The following is an 11,773-nucleotide window of genomic DNA, read 5'->3' on the forward strand; positions in this document are numbered from 1 at the left end:
ATTTTAGAATATTTAGATATGAATTTAAAAATTTCAATTATAAAAATCTGAAATTTTAAAAAAAATAGAGGATAATTTCAAGTGTAAAATTAAGAATGTAAAAAATACTTAAATCAATAAATAAAACTAAAAAATTATAAAAAAATTACTAAGTAAGTATTATAATTAAAAAATAAAATTATGAAAAATCAATAATCTGCATACTCTGATTTTTTATACAAAGTAACATTATTAAAATTAATGATTTTATCATAATTTTCAACTTCAAGACTTGAATTATTTCCAATATAATAAGAGGCATTCTCTTTCTTTAAATTATAGGTTCTAATCGTTGGATCATCAGAATTTTTCATATATTTAACTTCTTTATGTAAATACCAAACATATATTGGAGCTCTATCTGCAGATATTGTAGAATTTATATAATCTGGATAATTAGTCTTTAAATAATTAGCCATATTACTTTCATCAGATACTAATGGATCAGTTTTATCTAAAGACATAGAATAAAATCCATAACAAACAAAACTTACAATTAATATTAAGATAATTACTGTTGATAATTTTATATTATAATCTTTACGTTTATTTTCTTTTAAATCAAAAGAAATATTTCTGATTTTAGATGTATTTAAGATTAAATACAATGAAAGTATAATCATAGCTACAAATCCAGGAGCCATTGTTGTAAAGTATCTATGAGTTTTTACATAATGTGCTGAAAAGAAAATAAAGTATGTAAAAAACCAAATAAACATAATAAAATCAAAGTTAAATGATTTATATTTTCTTTTACGAGGTATATTATTATATTTTCCAATTATTTTATTTATTTTAACAGCCATTAAATAAACAAAGATAAAGAATAAAATTTCAGTATATACAAATGAAATTTTACCAATAGTTAAAAATACAAGTACTAAAATAATTAAATCAATATAAATCATTTTATATACTACAGATAATGGAATAGAACGTCCAAGTAATAAAATAGATTGTTGATTATAAGTTATTTTTAAAGTACTTCTTGATTTACAAATTATAAGTACAAAACCTATAAGCAAAATAGCTATTAAAAGGTAAGCAAGTACTGGTATATTGGAATTTAAACAATGAGGAATATTTACAATATAAAATCCTAAATCATTAGTAACCTTATGAGAAAGTGCTGCTTTAGAACTTGGTTCTGATGCAACTTCTCCAAATTGTCCTAAAAATCCTAAAGGAAGATTATTCAATTTAATATATACAATATAAGGTATAATAAATAGGGAACCGAAAATCATTCCTCCTAAAGTATTTTTCCAATATTTTCTAAGTTTTCTACGTGAAAATACTCTTAAAACATAATATAAAATCATTATCATTAAAGTAATTCCTGCAGTATATTTTGCAAAAAATCCTAAAACAATTGCAGGAAATGCAAGATAAAAATACTTTTGATTCCTATCAACAGCCATTATTAAACCATAAAGTGCAATTATAGATAATGCAACTGAAGGAATATCAATAGTACCATTTGCAGCCCATGTTAAATTAATACTTAAACAAGAATAAATTACAGCACCAAGAACAGAATAAAGATTATTAAATCTTATTCTAAGTAATTTATAAAAGAATACTCCACCTAAGAAATAAAAAATTCCTGTGACAATGAAAATACTAGAAACATTCACATAACCTAATCTAAAAAGAATTGAAGTAAGATATGGTATTAAAGGTGGAAGATTATTAATATAAGCATATCCAGAAAAATAAACTCCTGAAAATCTTAATGCATAAATCAAATAAAAATAAACATCCCTAAAAGATCTTCCAAGAATATTACTAGAAGAATTAATCATTATAAGTAGAACAGTCATAACTGCAAATAAAACAATTAGAAAACTTATAGAAATGTTATCTTGCTTTCTCCTTATAAATTTCATTAGATTAGATTGCATAAAATTCCTCAAATATTAAATATGATTATTAAGAGATTGAATTAAAAATTTCTAAAAACCTTAAAACTAAAAAATTAAACTTAAAGTTTAAATAATTCTAAAGAGATTAAAAATATAAATCAAAAAGCTCTAAAAAAGATTAAAATCTTAAAACTAAAAAATTAAAGTTCTAAAATAATAATCTAAATAAATCATTCATAAAATTAACATTTATATTATAAACTATATAAATCTTATAAAAAATATAAAAAAATTATATGAAATATAAAAAAATTCACAAAATATAAAAAAATTGTACAATAAATAAAAGAAAAAAACACAAAATAGCTAATATAATGAAAATAAAAGAAATATAATATAAATTATAGATAAACATTTAATAAATAAAGTTAAAATTAATATTTAATTAAAAATGATGATGTGTTTAAATGAATCCATATATAGAAATTATAAGACCTGGAAATGCAATAATGGCAGTTATTGCAGTTATTCTTATGGGAATTGTAGGACATAATTACAGTATACCTATTATATTAAGTTTAATTGCAACATTCTTAGCATTAGGTGGAGGTAATACAATTAATGATGTATTCGATTATAAAATAGATTGTATTAATAAACCAAATAGACCAATACCTTCTGGAAGAATCAGCTTAAAAATAGCTAAAACTTATGCATATACATTATTTATTGTTGCAATAATAATTGGAGGAATAATTACTTATTTAGTATCAAGTATTTGGCCAATTATTATTGTAGCAGGAGCATGTCTTTTAGAATATTTTTATGCACGTAATCTTAAATCTAGTGTACTTATTGGTAATATTACTGTAGGATTCTTAACTGGATTATGTTTTATTTTCGGTGGAACAGTAATAGGTGCAGAAACTAATACATTTAAAATTATAATAATCTCATTAATACTTGGATTCTTTGCAATACTTATGACAACTGCAAGAGAAATAGTTAAAGACATAGAAGATATAGAAGGAGATAAAGAAGAAGGTGCAAAAACATTTCCTATTGTTTACGGTAAAAATAAAGCAGCATACCTTTCAAGTGGAATAATAATTATAGATACAATATTATGTCCTCTTCTTTATATAGAACACATTTTTAATTTATATTATATTATAATAGTTTTCTTTGGAATGATATTATTCTTCTACAGCGGATATAAAATACTTAAAAACCAAGAAACTAAAACTTGTAGTGAAGTTTCAAAAAATCTTAAAATAGGAATGATGATTGCATTTATTGCATTTGCAATAGGAAGTTTCTAAAGAAATCAAATATTTAAATAAAAATAAACTTTAAAAAATTAAAATAAAGATAAAAAAAACTTCTAAATATTAATAAAAAAAACTTCTAAAAGTAAATTAACTGATTAAAATGAATTATAAAAATAAAATGGATATAATAAGTATAATCTTAATTTTTATTATAAGTAGCGGTATTCTCACATATCTATTAAGTATAGATACAAAAATGGGAGTATACTATATTCATGATGTTTATCTTTATCTTAATAATGGATTATATTTTGCAGGATTAAGCCCAAGTAGTACAAATCATGGACTTCCACCACTTATTCCATTTTTATGCTCACTTGTTTTTAAAACAGATTACGTTTCAGATAGTGTAATATTAATTATAAGTGGATTATTTTATATTATAACAGGACTTAGTTTCTATGGACTTTTAAGATTAAGATTCAAAGAATTATTAAGTTTTACAGGAACTATTTTATTACTTTGTTTTCCAATTAACCTTGCATGGGCTTCAAAAGGAATGTTAGATATTCCAGGTCTTGGAATGTCTATACTTGCAATATATTTAATGGCACTTGGATTATATAGAAATCCAAAATATTATTATATTGCATTTCCCGTACTTATTTTAGGATTCTTTACAAGATATACTGTAATATTAACACTTCCAGCAATGCTTATGTTAATATTATTTACTGGAAATCCTTTAAATTACATTAATAGACATTTAGGCAAATTAATTAAAGGAATACTATCTGGATTAATTACATTAATAGCTATTTTAGGAATATATAAAATAAACAATATTCCATTCTTTTTTATTAGTCAATCTTCATCAATATCTGCTACAAGTAATCCTGGTGCACATACACAAGCAGTAGCAACAAGTACTGCTACTGCAACTACAAATAACTTATGGTATTATATAAACAATTTACCATTATATATTGGAACAGAAAAATGGATTCCTTACTCATTTAAACCAGGAGCATATAACTTTAATAAAATGGTTTGGATGGGAAATAGTCCTTCTATTATCTCAATAATATTAATTTCTATAATTCTAATTGGAATATTATTATACATAAGCCAAATATTAAATAAGCATAATAGAGCAAGAATAAGTAAAAATAAGAATAAATTTTATTATTTAAAAATAATCTTATTTATTATACCACTTATTGTATACTTTGTAAGTTTTACAAAAGTTTCACTTTATACATCAATTGCATTAATCAGTATTTCTATATTAGCATTATTTAGACTAATTAGAAAAGCAGATCTTAAGTATATGGCAATAGATTTTATGTTTATTTATTGGGGTATTGTAAACTTTAGCTTTTATACATACCACATTATTAAAACAGATAGATATGCAATTACATTTACACCAGTATTTGCATATATGATTATTTTAGGTTTATACTTAATATATAAAAAATTAGAAGATTTTAAAATCTTTAAAGAAAAATTAAACATTATTAAAACATTAATTCCAATATTATTAATTATTGGAAGTCTTGGATTTACTGGATACTGTTTTGCAGTAAACACACCACATACATTTGATAATCAAAGTCCTCAAAACATTTTAACTGCTTCACAAGATCAAAAAGAAGTTTGTAATTGGTTAATTGAAAATGATTCAAATTATTTAAATAAAACAATTTGGGGTGATGATTGGAGTGGAATTTCATTTGAATTAAGAATGAATGTTAATAAAACAGATAATTTAAAAAATGAAAGTAATTTTACAGAAACATTAAAAGCAAATAATGTTAGCTATTATTTTGCTGAAGGAAGAAATAGTAATATTAAAGATGGATATTATATAATAAAAGAAAAAAATAACTGTACATTATATAAAAAAGCATGACTTATAATAAGTGTTTAATATTAAATTATTTTATAAAAATAAAAAAATAGAAGATACAATATCAAATTAGTTTATAATAAGATAAAAAATAGAAAGATAAACTTAGAAAATAAAATAAACAGTGAAAAATTAAAAGGAGTAAAAAAATGAATATATTACATGTAGTACCTTCATTTGTACCTTGTTTTGCTGCAGGAGGTGTTGTAAATGCATCATACCAAATAGCTAAAAAACAAGTAGAACTTGGACATAATGTTACAATATATACTACAGATACATGTATAAATCGTCTTAAATTTGAAAATAATTATAATGTAAATCAAGATGGAATTCATGTATACTACTTTAAAAACATTTCAAATTCATTTAAAAACAAATTTACAATAGATACTCCTTGTGGATTAAAAAAACACTTAAAAGAGAATATTGGAAACTTTGATATAATACATATCCATGAACATAGACATTCTTTAGCTATTTTAACACATAAATATGCTATGAAAAATAATATCCCTTATATTATACAATCACATGGTTCAGTACTTCCTTTTTTCCAAAAAGAAACAATAAAAAATATATTTGATAAAATATGGGGTTTTAATATACTTCATGATGCATCAAAAGCATTTGCACTTACTCCAATTGAAAAAGAACAATATTTAAAAATGGGGATTAAAGAAGAAAATATTAAAATAATTCCTTTAGGAATAAATCTAGAAGAATATAATAATCTTCCAGAAAAAAATCAATTTAGAAGTAAATATAATATAAATAATGAAAAACTATTAATTTTTATTGGTAGATTAAATAAAATTAAAGGTTTAGATCTTCTAATAAAATCATTTAATGATTTTTTAAATAATACAAAAGAAAAAGTTAAACTTGCAATAATAGGCCCAGATAATGGTTTTGAAAATGAAATAAAAAAATTAATTAAAGAATATGATTTATCAGATGAAATAATTCTTACAGGACCATTATATAAAAAAGAGAAATTAGAAGCATTAGTTGATTGTGATGCATTTATAATGCCTTCACAATATGAATCATTTACAACAAGTGGTCTTGAAGCAATGGCTGCAAGTAAACCATTAATCTTAACTGAATGTAATCATATTGCAACATGGGTAAATAATAACTGTGGATTAAGTTGTAAATATGACATTAAATCATTATCCAACACTATAAGTAAATTATTAAGTAATAAAGAATTAATGGAAACTTATGGTGAAAATGGAAGAAAATTAATAGAAGAAAAATACAATTGGAACAATATAATAAATGAAATTATGAAGATTTATACAGAAACAATAAATGAAAACACATCTTAAATTTTTAAAATAGATATTTAAAAACTAAAAAAATGAATAAAATTTAAGATTTATTAAAAAAATACTTATTATTTAAAATAAAAATAAATAATATATTAGAATAAATATATTTAAATTATATAAATTTCTTAAAATTATATTATCATATTTATTTAAAAAAAATAAAAAATGTGGACAATATGAGAGTTGTAGTTTGTAAAAACTGTGGAGCTAATTTTCAAATAGATGATGATGAGGATATTAATACTTATGAATGTTCTGTTTGTACTGGAGATTTAGAATATGATGATGAGTATGATCCAATACCATCAAATGATAATATTCATCAATTTAATACATCAAATTTTGAAAAATCATACCATATAGTCCAATGTACTAATTGTGGATTAAAATTCAAAATAAACAATGATGAAAATATTAATGATTATGAATGTAGTAGCTGTGGTGGACAACTTAGATATGTAGAGAATTATTTAAACGATAATCAAGAATCATATACAAATCAGGACATAAATATAGAAATTCCTGTAGAAAATGAAGAAACAATTCCAATAGAAGATGATGGTTACATATATGTAGATCATTCACAAGATGATGATACATATGTTGACTATGATTATTATGATTATGATAATTCTGATTTAGGATTAGAAGAATTTGATGAAACAGAACTTAATTATAATGAAGATATTTACCCAGAACATACAGAAACATACACAGAAGAACCAACCACACAACAAACATACACAGAAGAACCAACCACACAACAAACATACACAGAAGAACCAATAAATGAATATATAAAAAATAATAAACATTTCTCCAAAACAAGAAAAGACATAGATAATAAAAACAGTTTTAAAGACAATAGAAACACATTAGACAATTATTATAAAAACAATAATGAATACAATGATAATGTTGAAACTGTTTTAAAAAGTAGAAAAAAAGTAGAAGTTCCAAACACCTCCGATTACAATACATTAAAAGAATATCTTGTTGAATCATTTAAAGAGAAAATGATGAATAGATATAATATGCAAGATTTAATTTTAGAAAAAAAAACTTAAAATTGCAAGATTATAAAATAGAAGGATATAACATAGCTAATAATAAAAATGACAGTAATACAAGTAATACCATTAATCTAAATCAAAATTTACTAGTTAATACAAATACTGATAATTATAAGAAGATAAATTTTGAAAATACACAATCTGGTTATATTAATACAAGTGATTTTAGAAAAGATAATACTAGATATCATAACTTATCTAAAGAAGATACTCAAATAAAAAATCATAAAACTCATTTTAGAACAAAATTTTTAGATAAAAACAATTCAAAATTTGAAGAGATAAGTGGTAAAACTCCAAAAAGAGGATATGAATATAGTAAAATATTAAATCCTGAAATTACCTTAGAAAATTTAGATAATATTAAAAAACAAAATCTTGTACCCGATCCAAATGAAAGTAATGAACCTTATTCTTATTTATACCTCGGTCTTGGTACACTTATAATAGGTCTTGGATTATTTGATACAATACGTTCAAAAAGGTCATACAGTCTTATTTTTGTAATAATAGGTATTATAGTATTCTCTGTTGGGTTATACAAAAGTAAAAATTATAATGAAAAAGAAACAAGAGGAAGAATAATACGTTCTAAATTATTAACACTTCCTGAAAATTACTATATTTTATATTATGTAAAAGTACCTGGAGCAAGTGATGGTATAAACCATGTTGTAATTGGTCCTACAGGAATTTACACAATTTTAACACAAAAATTCAATGATAAAGAAGATAAAGATAGGATAAAACAAGAAAATGAAACACAAGAATTAATATCTCTTCTTGGTGATAATAGTGATGAAAGATTAATTCCTGATGATAACCCTATTACTTCTAGATTAATTAATCCAGAACATAAATACAAATTTGAACATAATAACCGTATAAAACAAAAAACAATTAAATTAGCATATGAACTTGAAGATTTTCTAATGGAAAATGGTCTTGAATGTCCTATTTATCCTTATGTAGGATTTGTAAATCTTGATGTTGTAGTATTAAACAATCCATTAATTGATGAAGATTTCTTTATAAATGAATTATTAAATAAAATTGTAAAATCAGACAAAAAAATTGATTTAAATACAGTACATAAATGTGCAATATTATTAACACAATATTCTACAAAATGTTCTAATTAGAGGTAAAAGAATGGGAATTTTAAATATAATTCAAAAAATTAAACAAAAAAGATATACAAATAATGTGAAAAACACATGTTTATCCTATGGTAAAAATCTTAAAGTTAATAATAAATCTATTGTAAATCAAAATACAAGTCTTAAAGATAATGTTAACTTTAATGGAATGCATATACAAGGAAAAGGAAAAGTAAATATAGGTTCTAATTTCCATTCAGGTATAAAATGTATGATTATAACAGATTTCCATAATTATGAAGGAGATGCAATACCTTATGATAATACCGTTATATCAAAAGATGTTATAATCGAAGATAATGTATGGATTGGAAATAGAGTAATTATTTTAGGTGGTACACATATAGGAGAAGGAGCAATAATACAGGCAGGAAGTGTTGTTGTAAATGATATTCCTAAGTATGGAATTGCTGGAGGTCATCCTGCTAAAGTATTTAAATATAGAGATATAGACCACTATAAAAAATTAAAAAAAGAAAAGAAATTCCATTAAATAAAGAAAATATAGTTCATAATTTTAAATAAAAATATAAACTTATTCTATTTAAATAATAAAAAAACTTACAAACAGATAAAAAAAGCAAAATATAAACCTAATAAACTAAAAACTTAAATTCATAGAAAAGGTGAAACAATGGATTTAAGAGATAAAGAAGGCAGAATGTACCATATACAAGTAAAACCTGGAGAAATTGGAGAATATGTTCTAATTCCTGGAGACCCTCAAAGATCTAAAAAAATAGCAAAGTATTTTGATAGTCCTAAACTTATAGGAAATAATAGAGAGTACATGATATCATGTTGGTATTATCCAAAGTAAAGATTCATTTTATGGACAACATAATCCTGATAGAATGCCAATATCTGAAGAACTTAAAATGAAATGGGAAGCATGGAAAAAATTAGGAGTATTAAGTTCTGAAATGGAATGTTCAACATTATTTACATTAAGATCATTTCTACATATACGTACTGGTGCTATACTTTTAGCTATTTTAAATCAAGAAAGAGATTCAAAAAATATTGATCATAAAACTTATTTTGATACTGAAAATTAAATTAAAACTGCAATAGAAGCAGTTAAAATATTAATAAAAAATGATAAAAATAGACAATAATTAAACTAATAAAAATTACTTTTTTTAACTTTTTCTAAGTACTAATACTAAAATATTAAAAAATATCTTAGAATAATTAAATAGAAAAAAATATTTTATAAAAGAAAAATCCTTTTAAAATATAATATAAATTAAAACAATTTAATAAAACTAAATAAAAAAATTAATTAAAATTAAATCTTATGATAGATTTAATTATAGCATGTATATTTGGAATATTAGTAGGTTGTATTACAGGATTATTTCCAGGTATACATGTTAATACTTCTGGAGCAATAATTTACACATTATCTCCATTTCTTCTAAATTTTACATCAATTGAAGCAATTTGTATATTTTTAGCATCTCTTGCAGTATCACATGCCCTTCTTGAATTTATTCCTTCAATACTTTTAGGTGTTCCAGAAGAAGCAACTGCATTATCTATTCTTCCAGGTCACAGAATGGTAATAGAAGGAAGAGGAAAGGAGGCTATAAGAATTGTTTCAATTGGAGGTTATGGTGCAATACTTGTTACAATTATAACATTACCAATATTTGCAATTATTTTACCTTATTTCCATAATCTATTAAAACCATATTTATGGTTAATACTCATTATAATATCCATAATCTTAATTTACAAATTAAGTAATAATAAAAAAGAAACAATATGGTCATTAATTCTATTTTTACTTAGTGGAATAATTGGTTGGGCAGTGTTTGAAACTCCATTAAGTTCTAATTTAAGTTTAATGGTAACATTTACTGGATTATTTGGAATAAGTACAATATTGTTTAGTTTAAATGATAATTCAATTATACCACATCAAAATCCATTCTATGAAATAAACATTGATAAAACAAAAATAAAAAATATATTTTTAGGAGGAATAAGTGGAGCAATTCTTGGATTTTTACCAGGATTTGGACCTGCACAAGGAGGAATAATAGCACAAGATATGTCAAATACAACAGACGATGATGCAAGTAATTTTCTAACTGTGATAAGTGGAATTAATACTTCAAATTGTCTTTTTTCATTAATATCAATTTACTTAATCGGAAATCCAAGAAGTGGTATTGCAGTTTATATTTCTTATATGATTACTAAATTTACATTAAATATACTTATAATGTTTATTGGAGTATCCTTAATTTCTGTTTCAATATCATTGATTTTTGCAATTAAAATTGGAGATAAATTCATAAAAATCATTGAAGGAATTGATTATAAAAAATTATCCACAATAGCTATTTTTATAATGATTATACTTGTATACACATTTAATATAATCTATAAATATCCTTTATGGTATGTTACTACTTTTAATAAGTTCTATAGCACTTGGATTAATCCCTCATTACCAAGGAGTAAGTAAATCACATTTAATGGGTGTTTTAATAGTACCTGCAATAATCATATATTTTAATATGTTCCATTAAATTTAAATATTCTTTCTAAAAGATGAAATAATTCGTATAAATTAAACAAATTTTAAAATATAAACTAATAAAATATAAAAAAAGTTCAAAAACATTATATTTATTAATAATAAAGAATAAAATAACGGTATACATTTTAAAAGTGTATAATTTTAAACTAATTTAACAAATTGAGGTGAAAATATGGGAATTGCAAAAGCTCCAATTAATAGAATAATAAAAGAATCCGGTGCTGAAAGAGTAAGTTCAGATGCTACTGATACATTAGTTAAATATTTAGAAGAAGAAGCTGCAGATATTGCTAAAAAAGCTATAGGATATGCAAAATTAGCTAAAAGACAAACTGTTAAAGCTGAGGATATTGAATTAGCTATTAAAAACGAATAAGATAAATATTAAACTATTTATCTTATTTTATCAAATTTTTTAAACTTTATTCTAAAAAAACTACTTATAAAATAACTTTCAACTTTTTATCTAAGTATTTTTTAAAAATTAAATATAAAAATCATTTGAAATATAGAAAAACTACTTTTTTTAAAAAAAAAAAAAATAATTAATTAAAATATTTAA

10 protein-coding genes and 1 pseudogene are annotated in these 11,773 nt (G+C 22.5%); 10 read left to right on the forward strand and 1 reads right to left on the reverse strand.

The window, feature by feature from the left end; all coding sequences use genetic code 11:
* Positions 1-188: 188 nt before the first annotated feature.
* Positions 189-1,943: a glycosyltransferase family 39 protein gene (locus tag BGI41_RS03665; protein WP_088538884.1), complete on the reverse strand. Its 1,755-nt coding sequence runs from the start codon at positions 1,941-1,943 to the stop codon at positions 189-191.
* Positions 1,944-2,371: 428 nt separating this feature from the next.
* Between BGI41_RS03665 and BGI41_RS03670 the strand changes: the two genes are divergently transcribed.
* The 10 genes and pseudogenes from BGI41_RS03670 (at position 2,372) to BGI41_RS03710 (ending at position 11,587) form a co-directional block, all read left to right on the forward strand.
* Complete coding sequence (locus BGI41_RS03670) at positions 2,372-3,226, forward strand: UbiA family prenyltransferase (protein WP_088538885.1); 855 nt, start codon at positions 2,372-2,374, stop codon at positions 3,224-3,226.
* 109 nt (positions 3,227-3,335) lie between these two features.
* Entirely contained in the window at positions 3,336-5,090 is a 1,755-nt protein-coding gene (locus BGI41_RS03675) for a glycosyltransferase family 39 protein (RefSeq protein WP_088538886.1), read from the forward strand.
* A gap of 146 nt (positions 5,091-5,236) precedes the next feature.
* Positions 5,237-6,421: a glycosyltransferase gene (locus BGI41_RS03680; protein WP_088538887.1), complete on the forward strand. Its 1,185-nt coding sequence runs from the start codon at positions 5,237-5,239 to the stop codon at positions 6,419-6,421.
* Positions 6,422-6,600: 179 nt separating this feature from the next.
* A complete protein-coding gene (locus tag BGI41_RS03685; RefSeq protein ID WP_088538888.1) occupies positions 6,601-7,491 on the forward strand; it encodes a hypothetical protein in 891 nt (296 codons plus the stop codon).
* A 2-nt stretch (positions 7,492-7,493) separates the two neighbouring features.
* Positions 7,494-8,639, forward strand: coding sequence for a hypothetical protein (locus tag BGI41_RS03690; RefSeq protein WP_088538889.1), 1,146 nt, complete (start codon positions 7,494-7,496; stop codon positions 8,637-8,639).
* Positions 8,640-8,649: 10 nt separating this feature from the next.
* On the forward strand, positions 8,650-9,150 hold the full coding sequence (locus tag BGI41_RS03695; protein ID WP_088538890.1) for a DapH/DapD/GlmU-related protein: 501 nt from the start codon (positions 8,650-8,652) through the stop codon (positions 9,148-9,150).
* Positions 9,151-9,318: 168 nt separating this feature from the next.
* Entirely contained in the window at positions 9,319-9,477 is a 159-nt protein-coding gene (locus BGI41_RS08445) for a hypothetical protein (RefSeq protein ID WP_198945416.1), read from the forward strand.
* Between the two features lie 34 nt (positions 9,478-9,511).
* A complete protein-coding gene (locus BGI41_RS08450) occupies positions 9,512-9,715 on the forward strand; it encodes a hypothetical protein (RefSeq protein ID WP_198945417.1) in 204 nt (67 codons plus the stop codon).
* Positions 9,716-9,957: 242 nt separating this feature from the next.
* Positions 9,958-11,200 (forward strand): annotated as a pseudogene (locus BGI41_RS03705) (tripartite tricarboxylate transporter permease).
* Positions 11,201-11,383: 183 nt separating this feature from the next.
* A complete protein-coding gene (locus BGI41_RS03710) occupies positions 11,384-11,587 on the forward strand; it encodes a histone family protein (protein WP_088538891.1) in 204 nt (67 codons plus the stop codon).
* Positions 11,588-11,773: the final 186 nt, after the last annotated feature.

It is taken from the genome of Methanobrevibacter sp. 87.7 (assembly GCF_002208625.1).
In the GTDB taxonomy this organism is placed as follows: domain Archaea; phylum Methanobacteriota; class Methanobacteria; order Methanobacteriales; family Methanobacteriaceae; genus Methanarmilla.

Coding starts and splice junctions, on each gene's coding strand:
- BGI41_RS08445 (WP_198945416.1), top strand. CDS start 9,319: ATGTACCATATACAAGTAAAACCTGGAGAAATTGGAGAATATGTTCTA.
- BGI41_RS03670 (WP_088538885.1), top strand. CDS start 2,372: ATGAATCCATATATAGAAATTATAAGACCTGGAAATGCAATAATGGCA.
- BGI41_RS03675 (WP_088538886.1), top strand. CDS start 3,336: ATGAATTATAAAAATAAAATGGATATAATAAGTATAATCTTAATTTTT.
- BGI41_RS03680 (WP_088538887.1), top strand. CDS start 5,237: ATGAATATATTACATGTAGTACCTTCATTTGTACCTTGTTTTGCTGCA.
- BGI41_RS03710 (WP_088538891.1), top strand. CDS start 11,384: ATGGGAATTGCAAAAGCTCCAATTAATAGAATAATAAAAGAATCCGGT.
- BGI41_RS03685 (WP_088538888.1), top strand. CDS start 6,601: ATGAGAGTTGTAGTTTGTAAAAACTGTGGAGCTAATTTTCAAATAGAT.
- BGI41_RS03695 (WP_088538890.1), top strand. CDS start 8,650: ATGGGAATTTTAAATATAATTCAAAAAATTAAACAAAAAAGATATACA.
- BGI41_RS03665 (WP_088538884.1), bottom strand. CDS start 1,943: ATGCAATCTAATCTAATGAAATTTATAAGGAGAAAGCAAGATAACATT.
- BGI41_RS08450 (WP_198945417.1), top strand. CDS start 9,512: ATGCCAATATCTGAAGAACTTAAAATGAAATGGGAAGCATGGAAAAAA.